The organism is Bacillus sp. K2I17 (genome assembly GCF_002209985.1).
In the GTDB taxonomy this organism is placed as follows: Bacteria; Bacillota; Bacilli; order Bacillales; family Bacillaceae_G; genus Bacillus_A; species Bacillus_A wiedmannii.
Window position 1 is genome coordinate 1 of the sequence record NZ_NJGF01000046.1, and the last position, 22,266, is coordinate 22,266.

Annotated in this window: 23 protein-coding genes and 2 tRNA genes; 2 read left to right on the forward strand and 23 right to left on the reverse strand. The window is 36.5% G+C overall.

Annotated features, from left to right (window positions below):
- From CER22_RS33295 to CER22_RS27490, 13 genes are all read right to left on the reverse strand, one after another.
- Window positions 1-57 (reverse strand) — tRNA-Glu (locus CER22_RS33295).
- A 21-nt stretch (window positions 58-78) separates the two neighbouring features.
- A tRNA-Lys gene (locus CER22_RS27435) sits at window positions 79-154 on the reverse strand.
- 140 nt (window positions 155-294) lie between these two features.
- Window positions 295-1,584, reverse strand: coding sequence for an adenylosuccinate synthase (locus CER22_RS27440; protein ID WP_044740892.1), 1,290 nt, complete (start codon window positions 1,582-1,584; stop codon window positions 295-297).
- A gap of 215 nt (window positions 1,585-1,799) precedes the next feature.
- Complete coding sequence (dnaB, locus tag CER22_RS27445) at window positions 1,800-3,161, reverse strand: replicative DNA helicase (protein ID WP_001286242.1); 1,362 nt, start codon at window positions 3,159-3,161, stop codon at window positions 1,800-1,802.
- Window positions 3,162-3,188: 27 nt separating this feature from the next.
- Window positions 3,189-3,635 carry a 50S ribosomal protein L9 gene (rplI, locus tag CER22_RS27450; protein WP_000864225.1) on the reverse strand — a complete coding sequence of 149 codons (447 nt, stop codon included), beginning with the start codon at window positions 3,633-3,635 and terminating at the stop codon, window positions 3,189-3,191.
- A complete protein-coding gene (locus tag CER22_RS27455) occupies window positions 3,632-5,605 on the reverse strand; it encodes a DHH family phosphoesterase (protein ID WP_001113891.1) in 1,974 nt (657 codons plus the stop codon). The genes rplI and CER22_RS27455 overlap by 4 nt, the downstream gene beginning before the upstream one ends.
- 78 nt (window positions 5,606-5,683) lie before the next feature.
- Window positions 5,684-6,619 (reverse strand): YybS family protein, encoded by a 936-nt coding sequence (locus tag CER22_RS27460; protein ID WP_141542728.1) that lies wholly within the window; start codon window positions 6,617-6,619, stop codon window positions 5,684-5,686.
- Between the two features lie 82 nt (window positions 6,620-6,701).
- The gene (gene rpsR, locus CER22_RS27465; RefSeq protein WP_000918874.1) at window positions 6,702-6,935 is read right to left on the reverse strand and encodes a 30S ribosomal protein S18; all 234 of its coding nucleotides are present in this window, start codon (window positions 6,933-6,935) and stop codon (window positions 6,702-6,704) included.
- 44 nt (window positions 6,936-6,979) lie between these two features.
- The gene (ssb, locus tag CER22_RS27470; RefSeq protein ID WP_000981963.1) at window positions 6,980-7,501 is read right to left on the reverse strand and encodes a single-stranded DNA-binding protein; all 522 of its coding nucleotides are present in this window, start codon (window positions 7,499-7,501) and stop codon (window positions 6,980-6,982) included.
- A 26-nt stretch (window positions 7,502-7,527) separates the two neighbouring features.
- Window positions 7,528-7,818: a 30S ribosomal protein S6 gene (rpsF, locus tag CER22_RS27475; protein ID WP_001233781.1), complete on the reverse strand. Its 291-nt coding sequence runs from the start codon at window positions 7,816-7,818 to the stop codon at window positions 7,528-7,530.
- 191 nt (window positions 7,819-8,009) lie between these two features.
- Window positions 8,010-9,110, reverse strand: a complete 1,101-nt coding sequence (gene ychF, locus CER22_RS27480; RefSeq protein WP_088610123.1) for a redox-regulated ATPase YchF — start codon at window positions 9,108-9,110, stop codon at window positions 8,010-8,012.
- 115 nt (window positions 9,111-9,225) lie between these two features.
- Window positions 9,226-9,423 carry a DUF951 domain-containing protein gene (locus tag CER22_RS27485; RefSeq protein WP_000436051.1) on the reverse strand — a complete coding sequence of 66 codons (198 nt, stop codon included), beginning with the start codon at window positions 9,421-9,423 and terminating at the stop codon, window positions 9,226-9,228.
- Between the two features lie 20 nt (window positions 9,424-9,443).
- Window positions 9,444-10,301, reverse strand: a complete 858-nt coding sequence (locus CER22_RS27490) for a mechanosensitive ion channel family protein (RefSeq protein WP_000362298.1) — start codon at window positions 10,299-10,301, stop codon at window positions 9,444-9,446.
- Between the two features lie 260 nt (window positions 10,302-10,561).
- Here CER22_RS27490 and yyaC point away from each other — a divergent pair, with 260 nt between their 5' ends.
- Entirely contained in the window at window positions 10,562-11,158 is a 597-nt protein-coding gene (yyaC, locus tag CER22_RS27495; RefSeq protein WP_088610124.1) for a spore protease YyaC, read from the forward strand.
- 20 nt (window positions 11,159-11,178) lie between these two features.
- On the opposite strand, the gene spo0J is transcribed toward yyaC, so the two are convergent.
- From spo0J to rpmH, 10 genes are all read right to left on the reverse strand, one after another.
- Window positions 11,179-12,030, reverse strand: coding sequence for a stage 0 sporulation protein Spo0J (gene spo0J / locus CER22_RS27500; RefSeq protein WP_001051814.1), 852 nt, complete (start codon window positions 12,028-12,030; stop codon window positions 11,179-11,181).
- Window positions 12,023-12,784 (reverse strand): sporulation initiation inhibitor protein Soj, encoded by a 762-nt coding sequence (gene soj / locus CER22_RS27505; protein ID WP_000516117.1) that lies wholly within the window; start codon window positions 12,782-12,784, stop codon window positions 12,023-12,025. Before soj ends, spo0J begins: the two co-directional genes overlap by 8 nt.
- 189 nt (window positions 12,785-12,973) lie before the next feature.
- Window positions 12,974-13,846, reverse strand: a complete 873-nt coding sequence (gene noc / locus CER22_RS27510) for a nucleoid occlusion protein (RefSeq protein WP_000799025.1) — start codon at window positions 13,844-13,846, stop codon at window positions 12,974-12,976.
- Window positions 13,847-13,951: 105 nt separating this feature from the next.
- Window positions 13,952-14,671, reverse strand: a complete 720-nt coding sequence (gene rsmG, locus CER22_RS27515) for a 16S rRNA (guanine(527)-N(7))-methyltransferase RsmG (protein ID WP_088065091.1) — start codon at window positions 14,669-14,671, stop codon at window positions 13,952-13,954.
- 21 nt (window positions 14,672-14,692) lie between these two features.
- Window positions 14,693-16,582 carry a tRNA uridine-5-carboxymethylaminomethyl(34) synthesis enzyme MnmG gene (gene mnmG, locus CER22_RS27520; protein ID WP_088610125.1) on the reverse strand — a complete coding sequence of 630 codons (1,890 nt, stop codon included), beginning with the start codon at window positions 16,580-16,582 and terminating at the stop codon, window positions 14,693-14,695.
- 46 nt (window positions 16,583-16,628) lie between these two features.
- Window positions 16,629-18,005: a tRNA uridine-5-carboxymethylaminomethyl(34) synthesis GTPase MnmE gene (gene mnmE / locus CER22_RS27525; RefSeq protein WP_087981843.1), complete on the reverse strand. Its 1,377-nt coding sequence runs from the start codon at window positions 18,003-18,005 to the stop codon at window positions 16,629-16,631.
- Window positions 18,006-18,231: 226 nt separating this feature from the next.
- Window positions 18,232-18,849, reverse strand: coding sequence for an RNA-binding cell elongation regulator Jag/EloR (gene jag, locus CER22_RS27530; protein WP_088610126.1), 618 nt, complete (start codon window positions 18,847-18,849; stop codon window positions 18,232-18,234).
- On the reverse strand, window positions 18,846-19,613 hold the full coding sequence (gene spoIIIJ / locus CER22_RS27535; RefSeq protein ID WP_048542855.1) for a YidC family membrane integrase SpoIIIJ: 768 nt from the start codon (window positions 19,611-19,613) through the stop codon (window positions 18,846-18,848). Before spoIIIJ ends, jag begins: the two co-directional genes overlap by 4 nt.
- Window positions 19,614-19,665: 52 nt before the next feature.
- Window positions 19,666-20,013: a ribonuclease P protein component gene (gene rnpA, locus CER22_RS27540; RefSeq protein ID WP_000731505.1), complete on the reverse strand. Its 348-nt coding sequence runs from the start codon at window positions 20,011-20,013 to the stop codon at window positions 19,666-19,668.
- 76 nt (window positions 20,014-20,089) lie between these two features.
- The gene (rpmH, locus tag CER22_RS27545; RefSeq protein WP_000831901.1) at window positions 20,090-20,224 is read right to left on the reverse strand and encodes a 50S ribosomal protein L34; all 135 of its coding nucleotides are present in this window, start codon (window positions 20,222-20,224) and stop codon (window positions 20,090-20,092) included.
- Between the two features lie 565 nt (window positions 20,225-20,789).
- Here rpmH and dnaA point away from each other — a divergent pair.
- A complete protein-coding gene (dnaA, locus tag CER22_RS27550) occupies window positions 20,790-22,130 on the forward strand; it encodes a chromosomal replication initiator protein DnaA (RefSeq protein ID WP_000428027.1) in 1,341 nt (446 codons plus the stop codon).
- Window positions 22,131-22,266 lie beyond the last annotated feature (136 nt).

Consider the following 22,266-nt stretch of genomic DNA (forward strand, 5'->3'; position numbering starts at 1 on the left):
TACGGGATTCGAACCCGTGTTACCGCCGTGAAAGGGCGGTGTCTTAACCACTTGACCAACGGGCCACGAAAAATAAAATGGTGAGCCATGAAGGATTCGAACCTTCGACCCTCTGATTAAAAGTCAGATGCTCTACCAACTGAGCTAATGGCTCATACTCACCAACGTCATATTTTCGTGACGACAAGATGTATCATAACATGTTTCCTTTGTTTTTTGCAATACTTTTTTTATTTTTTTATAAAAGATAAGAAAAAACTCATGCGGACATGAGTTTTTTCTCAAAAATATCAATTAAGCTTCGTATACGTTACGAACGATATTTGTTTGGTTACGATCTGGTCCAACTGAGAACATAGATAATTGAATTCCTGTTAACTCAGAAACACGTTCTACGTATTTTCGTGCATTTTCAGGAAGCTCGTCTAATGATTTTACACCAGTAATATCTTCTGTCCAACCTGAAAGTTCTTCGTATACAGGCTCACATTTCGCTAAAATGTTTAAGTTTGCTGGAACTTCATCGATAACTTCGCCATTGTATTTGTAAGCAACGCAAATTTTAAGAGTCGGAATACCTGTTAGAACGTCGATAGAATTTAATGATAAATCTGTTAAACCACTAACACGACGCGCATGTCTTACAACAACGCTATCGAACCAACCTACGCGGCGTGGACGACCAGTTGTCGTTCCGTACTCACGACCAACTTCACGAATTTGATGACCAATTTCATCATGAAGCTCCGTAGGGAACGGACCATCACCTACGCGGCTTGTATATGCTTTACACACACCTACAACGCGAGTAACTTTCGCAGGACCAACTCCAGTTCCAACTGTTACACCACCAGCAATCGGGTTAGAAGATGTAACGAACGGGTACGTACCGTGGTCGATATCAAGCATAACACCTTGTGCACCTTCAAATAATACACGGTGATTGTTATCTAGTGCATCATTTAATACAACAGACGTATCACATACATATTGCGCGATTTGTTGTCCGTACTCGAAGTACTCTTCGAAGATTTCTTCTACACTGAAACCTTCTGTATCGTACATTTTTTCAAATAAACGATTTTTTTCTACTAAATTGCGCTCAAGCTTTTCTTTAAATGCTTCACGGTCTAAAAGATCAGCCATACGAATACCAATACGAGCAGCTTTATCCATATATGCAGGACCGATACCTTTTTTCGTTGTACCGATTTTGTTATCACCTTTACTTGCTTCTTCTAATTCATCTTGTTTTAAGTGATAAGGTAAAATAACGTGCGCACGGTTACTCACACGTAAATTATCAGTACTTACACCACGATCGTGTAAGTATTTTAACTCTTCAAGTAATGCTTTCGGATCTACTACTAAGCCATTTCCGATTACACAAATTTTCTCTTTATAGAAAATACCAGATGGAATTAAGTGTAATTTATATTTAACTCCGCCGAAAACAATTGTATGTCCCGCGTTATTTCCACCTTGATATCTTGCAACTACTTCCGCATGCTCAGAAAGAAAATCAGTGATTTTACCTTTTCCTTCGTCGCCCCATTGTGTTCCTACAACTACTACTGAAGACATTATTAAAGCACCTCCGCGATTTTCAAACGATCTATTCAAACAATATAATTGTACCAAAACCGAAAAAGAAGTCAACCAAAAAGCGAACATTTTTTTATTAAAAAACATTTTCGTTCGTAAGAATTATATTTTCACACTATGAAAGCCTTATCTTTCCTATAAAAAAAAAGAAACACATCTTATTATAAGAAATGCATTTCTTTTTTATACTATCTTTATGCAGGCGGCGCATGTCCATCCTCGAAGCGACGTTCTAAGTTAACGAACTTATTGAACTCTTTAACGAATGCGAGCTCTACTGAGCCTACGGGACCGTTACGCTGCTTTGCAATAATAATTTCAATCGTATTTTTATTTTCCGTTTCTCGGTCATAGTAATCTTCACGATATAAGAAGGCTACAATATCAGCATCCTGCTCGATACTTCCTGATTCACGAATGTCAGACATCATCGGACGTTTATCTTGACGAGATTCTACACCACGAGATAACTGTGACAAGGCAATAACAGGCACTTGTAATTCACGCGCAATCCCTTTTAATGTACGAGAAATCTCAGATACTTCCTGCTGACGGTTTTCTCCTGATTTCCCGCTTCCTTGAATAAGCTGTAAATAGTCAATTAAAACCATCCCTAGACCTTGTTCTTGCTTTAATCTACGGCATTTCGCTCGAATCTCATTTACTTTAATCCCTGGTGTATCATCAATATAGATACCAGCATTAGAAAGGCTCCCCATCGCCATTGTTAATTTTGCCCAATCATCAGAAGTTAATGAACCGGTACGCAGTCTTTGCGCATCAATATTTCCTTCTGCACAAAGCATACGCATAACAAGCTGATCAGAGCCCATCTCTAAACTAAAAATCGCTACATTTTCATCAGTTTTCGTCGCTACGTTTTGTGCGATATTTAATGAAAATGCGGTTTTCCCTACTGATGGACGTGCCGCTACGATGATTAAATCATTTCGCTGGAAACCTGCGGTCATCTTATCTAATTCTGTAAATCCAGTTGGTATCCCAGTAACTTCACCTTTTTGATTATGCAAAAGTTCTATTTTATCGTAAGCATCTACAAGAACATCTTTAATGTTTTGGAATGCTTTTGCATTCGTTTGGTGAGATACTTCTAATATTTTTTTCTCAGCCTCATTTAAAAGACCATCCACGTCATCTTCTCTCTCATACCCATCAGACACGATATGAGTCGCTGTTCGAATCAAACGACGTAATAGCGCCTTTTCAGCGATGATTCGTGCATAATATTCTACGTTAGCAGCGGTTGGAACAACTTCTGCTAATTCTGCTAAGTAAGAAACCCCACCAACTTCTTCTAATAATCCTTGATCAGCCATTGCTGACGTCATTATTACTAAGTCAATCGGCTCTCCTTTATCAGATAACCCAAGCATGACTTCAAAAATCTTTTGATGTTTCGTTCGATAAAATGAGTCAGGTACCAATAATTCCGATGCTGACGTTAACGCATCTTGATCAATTAATATGGCCCCTAAAACCGCCTGCTCAGCCTCTATATTATGCGGAGGGGTACGATCAGCCATTACATCACTCATACGCAATCCTCCTTGCTTAACTTATTTTTATTGTTCACTAACATGAACTTTTACTGTTGCTGTTACTTGCGGATGCAACTTCACAGTAACGTTTGTATAGCCTAATGCACGAATTGCATCATCCATTTCAAATTTACGTTTATCAAGTTTAATTTTATGTGATTTTTGCATTGCATCTACGATTTGTTTACTTGTGATTGAACCGAATAGACGGCCACCTTCTCCAGATTTCGCCTTTACTTCTACAGTTAGTTTCTCTAACGTTTCTTTCAACTCTTTTGCATTTTCAACCTCTGCTGCTGCATCTTTTTCTTCTTTTCGCTTTTGAGCTTCTAAAGTTTTCATACTGCTATTTGTCGCTTCAGCAGCTAATCCTTGTTTTAGTAAGAAGTTATTTGCATAGCCATCTGGTACGTTTTTTATTTCTCCTTTTTTCCCTTTACCTTTTACGTCTTTTAGAAAAATTACTTTCATGATTGTGTGCCTCCCTGTAAATAGTCATCAATAACAAATCGAAGCTTCTCCTCAGCTTCATCTACTGTAACATTTTTCATTTGTGTGGCTGCATTCGTTAAATGCCCACCACCGCCTAAATTTTCCATAATTAGCTGCACGTTCACTTCACCTAAAGACCTGCCGCTAATTCCAATGAAATTCTCGCCACGTTTTGCAATAACAAATGACGCAATAATTCCTGTCATTGTTAATAATGTATCCGCTGATTGCGCAATAAGCACTTGATCGTAGTAATCATCACTATCAACTTTTGCAATCGCAATTCCATTTGTATAAATGTACGCATTTTTAATAGCTTTTGCAACCCGTAAATACTGATCCATATCTTCTTTTAAAAGCTCTTGTACAAGTACAGTATCTGCACCATGTGAGCGTAAATAAGAAGCGGCATCAAACGTACGAGCACCCGTCCGGAATGTAAAGCTTTTCGTATCAACAATAATACCTGCTAACAATGCCGTTGCTTCTAACATTGTCATTTTTAAATTTTTCGGTTGGTACTCAAGTAATTCTGTAACAAGTTCTGCCGTGGAAGAAGCGTATGGCTCCATGTAAACAAGCAATGGATCTTCAATAAAATCTTCTCCCCGGCGATGATGGTCAATAACAACTACATTTTCAATTTTATGTAACAGCTTTTCTTCCATCACCATTGAAGGTTTATGCGTATCAACAACAACAAGTAATGAATCATCATTTGCAAATTCCATCGCTTGTCCTGGGGTAATAAAGTGAGACCATAACTCTTCGTTTTGTTTCACTTTATCCATTAAACGCTTAATTCCCTTATCAGAATCATTTTCATCTAACACAATATATCCTTTGCGCTCATTTAATTGCGCTACCTTTAAAATACCAATCGCAGCACCAATTGCGTCCATATCAGGAGCCCTATGCCCCATTATAATGACATTACTACTTTCTAATACTAAATCCTTTAATGCATGCGAAATAACTCTGGCACGTACACGAGTACGTTTTTCAACTGGATTCGTCTTACCACCATAAAACTTAACTTTACCTGTCGCTTGTTTAATAGCTACTTGATCTCCACCACGGCCAAGCGCAAGGTCTAAACCGGACTGAGCCATTGCCCCAAGCTCTGATAAAGGTAAATCACCTGATCCAACACCTACACTTAAGGTGAGTGGTATATTCCTTTTGGATGTTTCTTCACGCACCTGATCTAAAATGCTAAATTTCCCTTTCTCCATCTGCGCTAAAATACTCTCATTTAGTACAACGAAGAATCTTTCTGAAGATGCACGTTTTAAATATGCCCCATACTTAACGGCCCATTCATTTAGTCGTGATGTTACAAGACTTGTGATATTCGTACGTAATTGATCATCTAACCCCTGTGTAACTTCATCATAATTATCTAAATAAATAACAGCCAAAACAGTTCGTTGATCCTCGTACATCTTTTCAATCTCTGTTTGTTCCGTTACATCAAAGAAATAAATTAACTTTTCTTCTTTCCTTACAAAAACGCGAAACTTTCGGTTATTTAAAGAGACTATATCGTCGGAAGTTTCTCCCTTAATAAAAAGAAGCAACGTTTCTGATACATCATAAAGGTGCCATCCAGCTAACGCATGCTGTCCTAGACATGAAGATAAATAAGGATTCGCCCAATCAATCCCATAATCCTTATTGTATAACAAAATACCAATCGGCATTTGGTTAAATGCTTCATTACTCACTTTCTTTACTCTTGTAATCATATCTGTCGTATACTTTTCGAAATTCCTTTGAAAGGTCAGTTCAAAGCGTATAACAACAAAAAGTACAATGCAAAAAATAAAAAAGGTGGATATCCCCATAATTAAATGAAAATAACAGAGGATGGCAATGAGCACAAACACGAAAAATGCCAATACATAAACAGGATATAAAAACCACTGTTTCTTATAAAATTCAGGCATGTATACAACTCCTATAAAGTAAAACTAACTCACCTTTCAGTTAGTTAAACAGATTAAAATAGTATAAGGAATATTACTTTATCCTCCTATTTTAGAACGCAATGAAATCCCTAAATCAATTATACCTAAGATTGTCACAAGAGGAAACAACATCGGTATAAACATGCAGACAATAAAACTAATAATAGGAACCCCTTTCGTAAAACCTTTGCTATGCGCTAGAAAAGCGATAAATGTCAGACCTTGTAGTACTAGTAGTAAGGCAAATATGACATATAGGTTAGAAAATACCATATGTAAATATGATGTCGGTTCTACTTTTATAAAAGTTGATAGCAAAATAAATATAACGTAATACCAAACAATACTCTTTGGTAATTGTATATCTTTAAATTTAGGCCAAGGTATAACGTCATGCTTTAGTTTTCTCAAAACACTACCTGATATCATAACTGTAATCCAAGAAAAACATACCGAGACCATTACAAGCAAACTTGGGAAAAACGTTTGTAACACATCATTAAATTGTGCAAATAATTCTTTTTGCTCCTTACTAATAGGCATACCAGCAGCAGTGACTATCTTTTCACTTTGCGCCATACTTTCATTAAGCATATTTTGCATTTGCTTCATTAAATCTATGTTAAAAAACTTTATACTTGCAACATAAATGAGCATAATACCAATTAAGTACGCAAGCGTCCCCGCCATCAAAATTTCTACCGGTTTTTTTTGTTTTTTATACATATATCCTAAAACGATACCTATCAATCCAAACATAGTTGTCTTTACTAGGTTCATCGGTTGACTGACAATAACAGTAATAAAAAGTGCCGCCGTAAAAATTACAAAGGCGTTAGATAATCTATATCTTATCGTTAGCAATATAAACGGCAATGGCAACGCAAACGTTACAACTGTACCTAAAATTGGAACATACATAGATATAAGCAATAACATTGCATATATCGCTAGCAACGCTGCACCCTCAGTAATAAATTTCGTATTCTTCATCATCTAACCTCTCTTTCAAAAAAAAGAAAAGCATAGCAAAATGCACAGTAGAGTCGGACTCTACTGTGCATTTCATACGCTATTATTCACCAACATATGGTAAAAGTGCCATTTGACGAGCACGTTTAATTGCAACTGTAAGTTTGCGTTGGTATTTTGCGCTTGTTCCTGTTACACGACGAGGTAAAATTTTACCACGCTCAGAAACGAAACGTTTTAATAAATCAACATCTTTATAGTCAATGCGAGTGATGCCGTTAGATGTGAAGAAACACACCTTACGACGTTTCGCACGTCCACCTTTGCGTCCTGCCATGTCTATTCCCTCCATTCTTTGTTAAAACTAACTAATTTACTGTATTAGAACGGTAAATCGTCGTCGGAAATGTCGATCGGTTGACCTACATTTGAAAATGGATCGTCATTCTTCGTAAATCCAGAGTTCCCTTGGTTACCTTGGTTACCTGAATTACTAGATTGACCAAATGGGTTAGAGCTTTGGTTACCGAAACCAGCTCCTGATGGTTGCTGATTAAATGAACCACGTTGCTCCCCACCGCCATTACGCGGCTCTAAAAATTGTACGCTTTCCGCAAGAACTTCTGTTACATATACACGTTTACCATCTTGTCCATCGTAATTACGAGTTTGAAGACGTCCATCTACGCCTGCTAAGCTACCTTTTTTCAAATAATTTGCTACGTTTTCTGCTTGTTTACGCCATATTACACAATTAATAAAGTCAGCTTCACGCTCACCTTGTTGATTCGCAAATGCGCGATTCACAGCTAACGTAAAAGTAGCTACTGCAACACCATTGGGCGTGTAACGTAAGTCAGGGTCCTTAGTTAAACGACCAACGAGGATAACACGATTCATCAATCGAACCACTCTCCCTTATATATCAATTATTTTTCTTCTTCTTTAACAACGATATGACGAAGGATGTCTTCGTTGATCTTAGCTAAACGGTCGAATTCGTTAATCGCTTCTGCGTTAGAGTTCACGTTTAAGATCATGTAGAAACCTTCACGTAAGTCGTTGATTTCGTAAGCTAAACGACGCTTACCCCACTCTTTCGTGTTAATGATTTCTGCACCATTGTTTGTTAAAACACCTGCGAAACGTTCAACTAAAGCTTTTTGAGCTTCTTCTTCAACGCCAGGACGAATGATGTACATAATTTCGTACTTTCTCATTACACTTTCACCTCCTTTTGGTCTAAACGGCCCATAATGGGCAAGGAGCAATTAATTTATAGTAATTACTCACGAGTTTAGATTATATCATAGTAAGTTAGATGAATCAACTCACCCATGCATAAAAAACTTGGCAAACACATAATATATTTGCCAAGCTCATATCTTTATTTTTCCTAGGAAATATTAAATTAAACGTTGAAGCGGAAGTGCATAACGTCTCCATCTTTTACGATATACTCTTTTCCTTCTAAACGAACTTTACCAGCTTCTTTTGCAGCTGTCATAGAACCGTTTGTCATTAAGTCTTCGTAAGAAACTGTTTCCGCACGAATAAATCCACGCTCAAAGTCTGTATGAATTACGCCAGCACATTGTGGTGCTTTCATACCTTGTTTAAACGTCCATGCACGTACTTCTTGCACACCAGCTGTGAAGTAAGTAGCAAGTCCTAATAAATCATATGCAGCACGAATTAATTGATCTAAACCAGATTCTTCAATGCCTAGTTCTTCAAGGAATACTTTTTTCTCTTCCTCGTCTAGCTCAGCGATTTCTTCTTCGATTTTTGCACATACAACGATTACTTGAGCATTTTCATTTGCAGCAAATTCTTTTACCATTTGTACATATTTATTTTCAGAAGGATCCATAATATCATCTTCACTTACGTTTGCTACGTATAACATTTCTTTCGTTGTAAGTAAATGAAGGCCTTTAACAATCTTCATTTGTTCTTCTGTAAATTCAACACTACGAGCTGGTTTTCCCTCTTCAAAAGCTTCTTTTAAACGAACTAAAATTTCATGCTCATATACTGCTTCTTTATCTTTTTGTCTTGCTAACTTCGCAACACGCTCGATACGTTTATCAACAGATTCTAAATCCGCTAAGATTAGCTCTAAGTTGATTGTTTCAATATCATCGATTGGATCTACTTTCCCTGAAACGTGTGTAATATTTTCGTCTTCAAAACAACGAACAACTTGGCAAATTGCATCTACTTGGCGAATGTGAGATAAGAATTTATTTCCTAAACCTTCACCTTTACTAGCACCTTTTACGATACCTGCAATATCAGTAAACTCAAATACAGTCGGAACAGTTTTTTTCGGTTCTACTAATTCCGTTAACTTATTTAAACGCTCATCTGGTACTTCTACAATCCCTACGTTTGGATCAATTGTACAGAATGGATAGTTTGCAGATTCTGCTCCTGCTTGTGTAATTGCATTAAATAAAGTTGACTTCCCTACGTTAGGTAATCCAACAATCCCAGCCGTTAATCCCATATTTTTCACTCCTATGTCTCAATCTTTCATCATTATAGATAGTAACGAAAAAAATGACAAGTTTCCTCCAAACGAAAAAAAGTAACAGCTACCCATTGCAACTGTTACTTTCTCTCTATTCTTCGTGCTTCACAAGTATTTTTTTCACCTTACGATCAAATTCTCTTCGAGGAATCATTACTGAATGGTCACATCCCTCGCACTTAATGCGGATATCCATTCCCATACGAATAATTTTCCAGCGATTCTCACCACATGGGTGGGCTTTCTTCATTTCCACAACATCGTACAAGTTATACTGCTTTTGCTCCATTCTCCAAACCCCTCTCCATACTAAATTGCTTTTCCACTCACCAATTCTTCACGATTATATAAAACCATACGTGGATATGGAATTTCAATCCCATGTAAATCTAGACGATTTTTAATTTCTTTACGAAGTGCTCTCGCAACAACCGCATGTTGCATCGGCTCTACTTCCGCAATAACACGTAATATAACTTCTGACGCAGCCAATGTTTGCACACCTAATAACTGAGGCTTTGCTACCATTTGCGTATACTGTGCAGGTAATTCTTCTAATAACTCTTCAATGACTTGCTCCGCTTTCGCTATGTCAGCCTCATACGAAATAGATACATCAACAAATGCTACACTATTACTAACTGAATAGTTCGTAACTTGAATAATACTTCCATTTGGTAAAGTATGAATTTCGCCTGTCCAACTCTTTACTTTTGTTGTACGAAGTCCAATTTCTAGAACGACACCTTCAAACTGACCAATTTTTACATAGTCACCTACTGAAAATTGATCTTCTAGCAAAATAAATAACCCCGTAATAACATCTTTTACTAAACTTTGAGCACCAAATCCGACTGCTAAACCAATTACCCCGGCACCCGCTAATAAACCAGATGCATTAATATTAAACACACCCAAAATCGCAATTAACATAATGAACATAACAACGTATGCCACAATATTTTCAAGTAACTTCGCTACTGTAACTGTACGACGTTCTGAAATTTGGATTGGCGAACGGCTTCCCATACGAAACGCATTTCGTACAATTGCACGCGCAACTCGCACAATAATTGCACCAAGTATTAAAATAACGACTATTTTTAGTGATTTCACACCTATATTCGTCCAATCAATGGACTCAAACCATTTCAACGCTAAATCCATGTACCTCTACCTCTCCAGCTAAAATTTCTTTTTAATCATCCTTCTTATTGTATCAGAAGTCACCCTGATTTCTGAAAAATTTTTATGACTTTAATTGCATTTGTTAACTTCCATGCAGGTATAAAATGGAACGAATATATATATACTAGTACTATTATTTCCGTTTTCACTCAAGTTTTACAGGAAGTACGCACTTATAGTTTTCCATTTTACTCACCATATAACATATTTTGAAAATTTATTAAAAGGATGGATGCTTCATGAATATTGGAAGTTTTCGCTTACCCTTTTTCGAAAAAGAAACTCAAAATGTTATGCACCAAGACGTAGAAGCCTCCGAGACAATTAGTAACTTCTTACTTTCCCATATCCCTATTAAAACGAATATACCGATTATTCTCGTTTGTATCGGAACAGATCGTTCTACAGGCGATGCACTCGGTCCGTTAGTCGGTACGAAACTAGAACAAGCAGGAATTAAAAACTTCCAAGTGTTCGGCACACTAGATGAGCCAGTGCATGCGCTAAATTTAGAAGAAAGAATTCAGAATATACAGAGAGATAATCCTACTTCATTTATAATTGCGGTTGATGCCTGTTTAGGAAAGTCTCAAAACATCGGTTCCATCACTACCGGAATGGGGCCTAGTAAACCTGGAGCTGCGATGAATAAAAAATTACCTGCAGTTGGTGATTTACATATTCATGGCATCGTAAATCTAAATGGTTTTATGGAGTTTTTCGTCCTGCAAAATACAAGATTAAGTTTAGTCATGAAAATGGCTGATGTAATTGCACAAAGTATAAAAGAAACAGACCAAAAATTATCTGTATTAAAAAAAGCAAACCATCTATAAATAATAAGATGGTTTGCTTTTTAGTTTTTCTGCGCTAATAATTCTAAAATACGATTTAAATCTTCTTTATTAAAAAATTCAATTTCGATTTTACCTTTTTCTTTTTTCGTTTCTTTAATTTTCACATCTGTGCCAAACTTTTCTCTTAAGAACGTTTCGCGTTCTACGAAAAATATGTTTCTCTCTTTTTTCACTTGTTTTGTTTCACGTGAAACGCGTTGATTAATCTCCTGAACAATTTTCTCTAATTGACGAACGTTTAATCCTTCTTTTTCGATTCGTTTTAATAAAGATTTCAATTGTTCTTCATCTTTTATAGTAAGCAAAGTTCTCCCATGGGCCATTGAAAGTTGACCATTTGCAATCATATCTTGCACAAAAGAAGGGAGGCTTAATAACCGCGTATAATTTGCAATGTAAGGTCTGCTCTTACCAAGACGTTTTGCTAATTGTTCTTGCGTTACATTTAGCTCATTCATTAACATTTGATATGCCATTGCTTCTTCCATTGGGTTTAAATCTTCTCGTTGTAAGTTTTCAAGCAATGCAAACTCCATCATTTGCTGCTCATTTAATTGTCTTACAACAGCAGGTACCTTTTCGAGCCCTGCCTCTTTGGCAGCACGATATCTTCTTTCACCTGCAACAATTTCATATCCTTTAATACTCTTCCTAGCAATTAACGGTTGCAATATGCCGTGCTCTTTAATAGAGGCCGATAATTCTTGAATTGCCTCTTTATTAAAGTGTTTACGTGGTTGATATGGATTCGGTCTTAATTCAGTTATCACAATCTCCTGAATTGCCTCTTCTTCTTTCACATCTAAATCAGGAAAAAACACATTAATTCCTCTTCCTAATCCTTTAGCCACCTGCAATCACTTCCTCTGCTAAATCTATATATACTTCTGCCCCTCTTGATTTAGCGTCATACTGCATAATTGGTTTCCCATGACTTGGTGCTTCACTTAAACGAACATTACGAGGAATAATCGAACGGTATACTTTATCCCTAAAGTATTTTTTCACTTCATCTATAACCTGAATCCCTAAATTCGTACGGGCATCCAACATCGTTAACAATACACCTTGAATTGCTAGATTTTTATTTAAGTGCTTTTGCACAAGTCGAACTGTATTTAATAGCTGACTTAATCCTTCTAGTGCGTAATATTCGCATTGAACAGGAATAATAACAGAATCTGCTGCGGTTAATGCATTAATCGTTAATAACCCTAAGGACGGGGGACAGTCGATAATAATATAGTCATATTCATCACGAACTGGCTGTAATGCCCTTTGTAAACGTACTTCCCGGGAAATAGTCGGTACCAATTCAATTTCAGCACCTGCCAATTGAATTGTAGCGGGTAGAACATCTAAGTTTTCAGTTGCGGTTTTACGTATAACCCCTTGAACATCTGCATCTTCCACAAGAACATTGTAAATACATTGATCTAATTCGGATTTTTCAATTCCCACACCAGTCGTTGCATTTCCTTGAGCGTCAATATCTACAAGAAGGACTTTTTTACCTACTTGTGCCAATCCAGCCCCTAAATTAACAGATGTTGTTGTTTTTCCAACGCCACCTTTCTGATTGGCAATAGCAATGATTTTTCCCATGATGTCACCTACTTTCAACCTTTCTATCTTATTCTAGTAACAATTACGTTTATTGTAACATGAAATAAAAGTTTTTCTTTTACGTCCTTATTAAACTTCAAAATTTATTTCTAAACTCCTTCTTCATCTAACAAGAAAATATAGTAAAAGAGACCTATCCAGTAGGATAAGGTCTCTAACACGCCATTATTATTTTTTCTTCGGAATTTTAATTGTAATTTGATAGTACTCATCAAATTCTTCTTCCGCAGAATTAACATTTAAACCACTGTCAGCAACCATTTGTAATGACTGCCTAATTGTATTCATGGCAATTCTCGTATCTCGACTTACTGCTTTTTGCTTTGCCTTACGCTTCGGTTTGGCTTCCTCTAGTAATTTCGCAATTCGTTCCTCTGTTTGCTTTACATTCAGTTGTTTCTCCACAATTTCCTGTAAAACCTTCAGTTGTAATTCCTCATTCTTTAAAGGAATGAGAGCGCGGGCATGACGTTCTGTAATACTTTTTTCTAATAACGCACGTTTTATTTCTTCAGGCAACTTTAACAATCGCAACTTATTTGCGATTGTGGATTGTCCTTTTCCAAGTCGTTGTGCCAATGCTTCTTGTGTTAAATTATGTAACTCAATTAGCTTTTGATATGCCACAGCTTCCTCGATTGCTGTTAGTTCCTCACGTTGCAAGTTTTCAATTAAAGCTACAGAAGCTGTCTCTGTATCATTTAAGTTCTTTATAATTGCAGGAACTTTTTCCCACCCTAACTTTGTTGCCGCACGGAAACGCCTTTCTCCAGCGATAATCTCGTACTTGTCATCCTCATATTGCCTCACAACAATCGGCTGAATCAGCCCATGTGTACGAATCGTTAGTGCTAGCTCTTCAATTCGTGCATCATCAAAAACTGTTCGTGGTTGATAACGATTAGGGGTAATATTTACTATCGGAATTTCTTGTATTTCTTCATATACCTTTTTATCTATTTCTTCATGGCTTTCGTCTTGTAATTCGAATTCGCTCTCTTTATCTCCAAAGCCAAATAAACGAGAAAACGTATTTTTCATACATATTCCACCACCTTTTAGGCCTATTGACTATTCTCCATAAAATGTTTCCTATGAAACATTTACGTTTTCATTTATATAATTTAATCTTACGTCTAATAAGATTTATTTTTCAATAGGTAATTTATTGGGTGTTCCCGGTTTGCGTGGATATTTCTTTGGTGTCTTGCGCTTTTTCTCGATTAATAAAATATTACGTTCACTTTCTTCAAACGGTAATTGGAACGTAGACATTTCTTTTAAATTCCCACCTAGCACCTCTAAAGCATACTTGCCATTTTCAATTTCTTCGTTTGCTGCGGCACCTTTCATTGCAATGAATGTTCCCCCAACTTTTACAAGTGGTAAACATAGCTCACTCAATACCGAAAGACGCGCGACTGCACGTGCCATTACAATATCGTATGATTCACGTACACCTTCTTTTTTCCCAAATGTTTCCGCACGATCGTGACAAAACGCAACGTCACCTAATTCCAACTTTTGTGCTAAATGATTTAAGAAGTTAATACGTTTTTGCAATGAGTCTACAATTGTTACTTTTAAGTGCGGGAAACAGATTTTCAAAGGAATACTTGGGAATCCAGCTCCTGCGCCAACATCACAAATTGAGAATGGTTCTGAAAAATCATAATAAAAAGCAGCTGTAATGGAATCAAAAAAGTGTTTTAAATATACTTCCTCTTTCTCCGTAATAGCCGTTAAGTTCATTTTTTCATTCCACTCTACTAATGTTTCAAAGTAGATTTCGAACTGCTCTAACTGTCTAGAAGAGAGGGTGATACCCTTCTCTTCTAGCATAGATTGAAATTGTTCTATTTTCATCTAACAATATCTCCTTACTATTTATTGGTTCGATACTCGCGCAATTTTTCCTTGTTCAATATACACAAGTAAAATAGAAACATCCGCTGGATTCACGCCAGAAATACGTGAAGCCTGCCCCATTGAAAGTGGACGCACATCTTTCAATTTCTGTCTCGCTTCTGAGGCAAGGCTAGAAATCGCATCATAATCAATATCCACAGGGATTTTTTTGTTTTCCATTTTCTTCATACGCTCTACTTGCTGTAAGGATTTTTCGATATATCCTTCGTACTTAATCTGAATTTCAACTTGTTCTGTAATTTCATCACTTAATTCTACTTCGCTTGGTACTAAAAGATGAATATGCTCATATGTCATCTCTGGACGACGTAATAAGTCACTTGCACGTATTCCATCTTTCAATTCACTTCCGCCAATACTACGGATTAATTCTTGAACTTCAGGACGTGGTTTAATAATAATGCTGCTTAAACGTTCCTTTTCCTGTTCAATTTTTAATTTTTTATTTGTAAATCGCTCATAGCGATCTTCTTTAATTAATCCAATTTCACGACCAACTTCAGTTAAACGAAGATCAGCATTATCGTGGCGTAATAATAGGCGATATTCTGCACGAGATGTTAATAAGCGATATGGTTCATTTGTACCTTTCGTTACAAGGTCATCAATTAAGACACCGATATAAGCATCCGCGCGACCTAAAATAACTTCTTTTTTACCTAAAGAACGACATGCTGCATTAATCCCAGCCATAAGCCCTTGTCCTGCCGCCTCTTCGTAACCAGAAGTTCCGTTAATTTGTCCTGCTGTATATAAATTCTTAATTTTTTTCGTTTCAAGTGTTGGCCATAGTTGTGTTGGCACAATTGCATCATATTCAATTGCATAACCTGTACGCATCATTTCAACATTTTCTAGGCCAGGTATTGTTCTAAGCATATCACGTTGCACATCTTCTGGTAAGCTTGTGGATAAACCTTGTACATACACTTCTTGTGTATTACGTCCTTCTGGCTCTAAGAAAATTTGATGACGTGGTTTATCATTAAATCTTACTACTTTGTCTTCAATTGAAGGACAATATCTAGGTCCTGTTCCCTTAATCATACCAGAATACATAGCTGAGCGATGTAGGTTTTCATCTATTAAACGATGTGTTTCCGTACTTGTATACGTCAACCAACATGGAATTTGATCCATAATAAATTTTGTCGTTTCAAAAGAGAAAGCTCGTGGTTTGTCATCACCTGGCTGAATTTCTGTTTTACTGTAATCAATCGTATTACTATTTACACGCGGAGGTGTACCTGTTTTAAATCTAACAAGATCAAATCCAAGCTCCTCTAAATGCTCGGATAAAGTAATAGATGGTTGTTGATTATTCGGACCGCTCGAATATTTTAAATCTCCCATAATAATCTCACCGCGTAAAAATGTTCCAGTCGTAATTACAACTGTTTTGGCTGTATATTCAGCACCAGCTTGCGTAACTACCCCTTTACATTCGCCATCTTCAACGATTAAACGCTCAACCATTCCTTGGAACAACGTTAAATTTGGTGTTTCTTCAATTGTTTTCTTTAATTCATGCTGGTAAGAAAACTTATCTGCTTGTGCGCGAAGTGCGCGTACAGCTGGTCCTTTACCTGTATTTAACATACGCATTTGAATATATGTTTTATCGATGTTGCGTCCCATTTCTCCGCCTAATGCATCAATTTCCCGAACAACAATCCCTTTTGCTGGTCCACCAACAGAAGGGTTACATGGCATAAACGCCACCATATCTAAATTAATTGTTAACATTAATGTTTTGGAGCCCATTCGTGCTGCCGCAAGACCAGCTTCACATCCTGCATGACCTGCACCGATTACTATGACATCGTATGAACCGGCATTGTATCCCATTGTTTATTCCTCCTAAAAATCTCTATCTTTCTCAAACATCGCTATATTATTTTCCTAAACAAAATTGAGAGAACAACTGGTCAATTAGGCTTTCATGGACGGTATCACCAGTGATTTCACCAAGTATTTCCCACGTTCTTGTTAAATCAATTTGCACCATATCAATTGGAACACCATTTTCTATTGCCTCAATTGCATCTCCAATTGTTTTTCCTGCTTGTGTTAATAATCCAATATGTCTCGCGTTAGAAACATATGTCACATCTGCAGAATCAATTGTTCCTTCAAAGAATAAATCAGCTATTGCCTTTTCAAGCTCATCTATTCCTTGTTCCTCAATTAACGATGTTGTAATAATACGATTTCCCGCTGCCAATTCTATAACACGTTCCATATCGATTACTTGCGATAAATCTGTCTTATTTACAATAACAATGAAATCTTTTCCTTGTACGGCACGGAATAGATCTTCATCCTCATGCGTTAAAGCCTCGCTATAATTAACGACAACTAACACTAAATCAGCTTGGCTCATCATTTCTTTTGAACGCTCTACACCAATTCGTTCAACAACATCTTCTGTTTCACGAATCCCGGCTGTATCTATAAGTTTAAGTGGTACACCACGCACATTAACGTATTCTTCAATAACATCACGAGTTGTTCCTGCAATATCAGTTACAATTGCCTTTTTCTCCTGAACAAGACTATTTAATAGCGATGACTTCCCAACGTTAGGTCTACCGATGATTGCAGTAGCAATACCTTCACGTAAAATCTTTCCTTGCTTCGATGTTTCTAATATTTTTGCAATTTCCGTGCGAACATGTGTAGCTTTCTCAATTAAAATATTATGTGTCATTTCTTCCACATCATCATATTCCGGGTAATCTATGTTTACCTCAACATGAGCCAACGTTTCTAATATGTCCTGGCGCAGACGGCCGATTAATTTAGATAATCGTCCTTCCATTTGATTAATCGCTACGTTCATTGCACGATCTGTTTTTGCACGGATTAAATCCATAACAGCTTCTGCTTGTGATAAATCAATACGGCCATTTAAAAAAGCACGTTTTGTAAATTCACCAGGCTCTGCTAATCGTACTCCTTGCGCTAAAATAAGCTGCAATACTTTATTTACCGAAACAAGTCCGCCGTGACAGTTAATTTCCACTATATTTTCACGTGTAAAAGTCCTTGGTGCACGCAGAATAGATACCATCACTTCTTCAATAACCTGATTTGTATCTAAATCCACAATATGACCATAATGAATTGTGTGAGAAGGAACTTCTGTTAAATCCTTCCCTTTAAAAATACGATTAACTTTTTCAACCGCATCATCTCCACTTACTCGAACAATGGCAATTGCACCCTCTCCAAGCGCTGTGGAAATCGCGGCAATTGTATCAAATTCCATGTCCTTTCACCTCACTTGCTTATTTATCTCTATTTCAACATGATTATTTTCTTCACTAAATTATTAGAATACCATAACGAACCTATCTACAAAAGAATAATAACTCATTTTATTATGTCCTCATGTAAAAAACACTAAACTTATTCACAGTGGATAAGTTTAGTGTTTTTTAGTTACCCACACCTATTTTCCCCTCAAAAAAACCGGCACTCAATTGAGTAACCGGTCACTTGGAAGATATTACAACATGTCGATGTGGTTCTTTTCCTTCAGAAGTTGTAATGATATTTTGATGATTAGATAATGCTTGGTGGATAATCTTTCGTTCAAAAGATGGCATAGGCTCCAACACAACTCTTTTTTTCGTACTTACTACTTGTTTTGCTAATCGATAAGAAAGTGCTTCTAATGTAGCTTTTCTTTTACTACGATAATTTTCAGCATCTAGTGTGATGCCAATATACTGCTTCGTACTACGATTCGCCACAAGTTTTGTTAAATACTGCAAAGAATTCAAGGTGTTTCCTCTTTTCCCAATCAAAACACCTATGTTTTTGCCAGAAATTGTAAATTCAACTTCGCGTCCTTTTACAATTTTACTAATCTCAGCTTCCACACCCATATCATGAATAATATTTTTTAAATATTCTTCACATTCTTGAATCGGATTTTTCTTCAATACAACTTCTACTACTGCAGGTCGGTTCCCAAATAAACCTAGGAACCCTCTTTTACCCTCATCGATAATATTTATATCTACTCGGTCTTTTAGAACATTTAGTTGCCTTAAAGCATCTTGTACTGCCAGCTCGACTGTTTGTCCTTTAGCAGTAATTACACTCACTTGCTTGATCCTTCTGCCTTACTAGCCTTAATTTCTGGCCCCTTGATCAAGTACATTTGAGCGATACCAAAGATATTACCAACAACCCAGTAAAGTGATAATGCAGCTGGGAAGTTAATTGCAAAGACTAAAATCATAATTGGCATAAGCCAAATCATCATTGCCATTTGCGGATTTTGACCAGCTGTTCCTGCCATTGCAAGCTTTTGCTGAATAAATGTCGTAATTGCCGCGACAACCGGTAAGATATAGTACGGATCTGCCTGCCCTAAGTCGAACCATAAAAATGTATGCTTACTAATTTCCGCCGTTCTCATAATCGCATGGTAAAACGCAAATAAAATAGGCATCTGAACAAATATCGGTAAACACCCTGCTAATGGGTTTACACCATTTTTTTGATATAACTGCATCATTTCTTGTTGTAGTTTTTGCTGTGTTGCTTGATCTTTAGAACTATATTTCTCTTTTAACTTCACCATTTCTGGTTGTAACGCTTGCATTGCTTTCGTACTCTTCGTTTGTTTAATCATTAATGGTAATAATGCAAAACGAATGATAAGAGTTGTAACAACGATTGCTAAACCGTAATTACTACCAAATAAGTTGGCAAAATACGTAATTAACTGAGAAAGCGGATATACGAAATATTCATTCCAAATTCCAGTACTTTTCGGTGTAATCGGCTGTTTCACTTCACTACAGCCAGCAGCAATTGCCATTAATGCAATAACCATGGCTAGTAAACCTATTTTCTTTTTCAAAGCCTGCTCCTCCTTGTTTCGGTATGTATATAGTGTAATTCATTTCCTTACGCTACTTTTTTATTCTTTTCATACCAGAGCGTTTAAAGACATGAATTAAGCTTTTCTTTAATTCTTCATATGTCATCTCTGCACAAGGCTTCCTTGCTATTATAACAAAATCTTTTCCAGAATCTATCTCATCTTTTAATTCTGTGATCGACTGGCGAATCATACGTTTAATTCGGTTACGCACTACTGCATTTCCTATTTTCTTGCTGACAGAAAGGCCAATACGAAAGTTTGGCTGCTCTCCCTTATCTAGTTGATAGACAACAAGCTGACGGTTAGCATTCGATTTTCCTTTTTGAAAAACCGTCTGGAATTCATCATTCTTTTTTATACGATATTTTTTCTTCATATCAATTGACACTCCTGTAGTTCATCAGTGGAAATTCACTATTATTAGAAAAAAAGACCACTGAACGATCAGTGGTCTACGCAGATAATACTTTTCTTCCTTTACGACGACGAGCTGCTAGCACTTTACGTCCGTTCGCTGTGCTCATACGGCTGCGGAAACCATGTACTTTGCTGCGCTTACGTTTATTTGGTTGGTAAGTTCTTTTCATTATATGACACCTCCCTGAGGAATATCTGTTAAAGACAGTCCTATAAATTATAGTTAATCAACTAGGAAAATGTCAATGGTTCTCGAAATTTTCATCAAATATTCATTTTGAACCTATTCACATACTTTTTCACAGACCCTATATTTCCTTGTGGATAAATGTTTTTTCTCGGTTTTTATATCCACAAACCCTTTTCGTACTTTTACACAGTATATCGTGTTGTGGACAAGTTTATTCCACAAGGTATTGATTTTGTGGATAACTTTCTTAAATTCATTGCTATAGCTACTTTTTTTTGATATTATAGTTGTGTTTTCACTTTGAATAAGTTTTCCACACCTTCATCTTATCCACAATTTGTGCATAACATGTGGACAGTTTTAATCACATGTGGGTAAATGCTTATCCACATTTGCTTTTTTTGTCGAAAACCCTATCTCATATACAAACGACGTTTTTAGGTTTTAAAATACGTTTCGTATAAATATACATTTTATATTTATTTAGGTTGTACATTTGTTGCGCAACCTTATTCTTTTACCATCTTAGTAAAGGAGGGACACCTTTGGAAAACATCTCTGATTTATGGAACAGCGCCTTAAAAGAACTAGAAAAAAAGGTCAGTAAACCAAGTTATGAAACATGGTTAAAATCAACAACCGCACATAATTTAAAGAAAGACGTGTTAACAATTACAGCTCCAAATGAATTCGCTCGTGATTGGTTAGAATCTCATTATTCAGAGCTAATTTCGGAAACACTTTATGATTTAACGGGGGCAAAATTAGCTATTCGCTTTATTATTCCCCAAAGTCAAGCTGAAGAGGAGATTGATCTTCCTCCTTCTAAACCAAATTCAGCACAAGATGATTCTAATCATTTACCACAGAGTATGCTAAATCCAAAATATACGTTTGATACATTTGTTATTGGCTCTGGTAACCGTTTTGCTCACGCTGCTTCATTGGCCGTAGCCGAAGCGCCAGCTAAAGCATATAATCCCCTCTTTATTTACGGGGGAGTTGGACTCGGAAAGACCCATTTAATGCATGCAATTGGTCATTATGTAATTGAACATAACCCAAACGCAAAGGTTGTATATTTATCATCAGAAAAATTTACAAATGAATTCATTAATTCTATTCGTGATAATAAAGCGGTCGATTTTCGTAATAAATACCGTAATGTAGATGTTTTATTGATAGATGATATTCAATTTCTAGCAGGAAAAGAACAAACTCAAGAAGAGTTTTTCCATACATTCAATGCATTACACGAAGAAAGTAAACAAATTGTAATTTCAAGTGATCGGCCACCAAAAGAAATTCCAACTTTAGAAGATCGTCTTCGTTCTCGCTTTGAATGGGGACTCATTACGGATATTACGCCACCAGATTTAGAAACACGAATTGCAATTTTACGTAAAAAAGCAAAGGCTGAAGGACTCGATATACCAAATGAGGTTATGCTTTATATTGCAAATCAAATTGATTCAAACATTCGTGAACTAGAAGGTGCACTTATCCGAGTTGTAGCTTATTCATCTTTAATTAACAAAGATATTAATGCTGATTTAGCAGCTGAAGCACTTAAAAATATTATTCCAAATTCTAAACCAAAAATTATCTCCATTTATGATATTCAAAAGGCTGTCGGGGATGTTTATCAAATAAAACTGGAAGATTTCAAGGCGAAAAAGCGAACAAAATCAGTTGCCTTCCCTCGCCAAATTGCAATGTATTTATCACGCGAACTTACAGATTACTCCTTACCTAAAATCGGTGAAGAATTTGGTGGACGTGATCATACAACAGTTATCCATGCTCATGAAAAAATTTCTAAGCTGCTTAAAACGGATACGCAATTACAAAAACAAGTTGAAGAAATTAACGATATTTTAAAGTAGTAGCTGAATAGTGTGAATAACTTCCCTTGTTTTACGCACAGTCTATCCACATGTAGATAGACTGTTTTTACATCCTTCAACGGGGTTATCCACATATCCACAGGCCCTATTACTATTACTACTATTTTTTATCTTT

Coding starts and splice junctions, on each gene's coding strand:
- CER22_RS27485 (WP_000436051.1), bottom strand. CDS start 9,423: ATGGAGCAAAAGCAGTATAACTTGTACGATGTTGTGGAAATGAAGAAA.
- CER22_RS27440 (WP_044740892.1), bottom strand. CDS start 1,584: ATGTCTTCAGTAGTAGTTGTAGGAACACAATGGGGCGACGAAGGAAAA.
- dnaB (WP_001286242.1), bottom strand. CDS start 3,161: ATGAGTGATGTAATGGCTGATCGTACCCCTCCGCATAATATAGAGGCT.
- CER22_RS27460 (WP_141542728.1), bottom strand. CDS start 6,619: ATGAAGAATACGAAATTTATTACTGAGGGTGCAGCGTTGCTAGCGATA.
- CER22_RS27455 (WP_001113891.1), bottom strand. CDS start 5,605: ATGCCTGAATTTTATAAGAAACAGTGGTTTTTATATCCTGTTTATGTA.
- soj (WP_000516117.1), bottom strand. CDS start 12,784: ATGGGAAAAATCATTGCTATTGCCAATCAGAAAGGTGGCGTTGGAAAA.
- rnpA (WP_000731505.1), bottom strand. CDS start 20,013: ATGAAGAAAAAATATCGTATAAAAAAGAATGATGAATTCCAGACGGTT.
- ychF (WP_088610123.1), bottom strand. CDS start 9,110: ATGGGATTAACGGCTGGGATTGTTGGATTACCTAACGTAGGGAAGTCA.
- rsmG (WP_088065091.1), bottom strand. CDS start 14,671: ATGAAAATAGAACAATTTCAATCTATGCTAGAAGAGAAGGGTATCACC.
- rpsF (WP_001233781.1), bottom strand. CDS start 7,818: ATGAGAAAGTACGAAATTATGTACATCATTCGTCCTGGCGTTGAAGAA.
- rpmH (WP_000831901.1), bottom strand. CDS start 20,224: ATGAAAAGAACTTACCAACCAAATAAACGTAAGCGCAGCAAAGTACAT.
- rpsR (WP_000918874.1), bottom strand. CDS start 6,935: ATGGCAGGACGCAAAGGTGGACGTGCGAAACGTCGTAAGGTGTGTTTC.
- rplI (WP_000864225.1), bottom strand. CDS start 3,635: ATGAAAGTAATTTTTCTAAAAGACGTAAAAGGTAAAGGGAAAAAAGGA.
- mnmE (WP_087981843.1), bottom strand. CDS start 18,005: ATGGAATTTGATACAATTGCCGCGATTTCCACAGCGCTTGGAGAGGGT.
- CER22_RS27490 (WP_000362298.1), bottom strand. CDS start 10,301: ATGGATTTAGCGTTGAAATGGTTTGAGTCCATTGATTGGACGAATATA.
- yyaC (WP_088610124.1), top strand. CDS start 10,562: ATGAATATTGGAAGTTTTCGCTTACCCTTTTTCGAAAAAGAAACTCAA.
- noc (WP_000799025.1), bottom strand. CDS start 13,846: ATGAAAAATACGTTTTCTCGTTTATTTGGCTTTGGAGATAAAGAGAGC.
- mnmG (WP_088610125.1), bottom strand. CDS start 16,582: ATGGGATACAATGCCGGTTCATACGATGTCATAGTAATCGGTGCAGGT.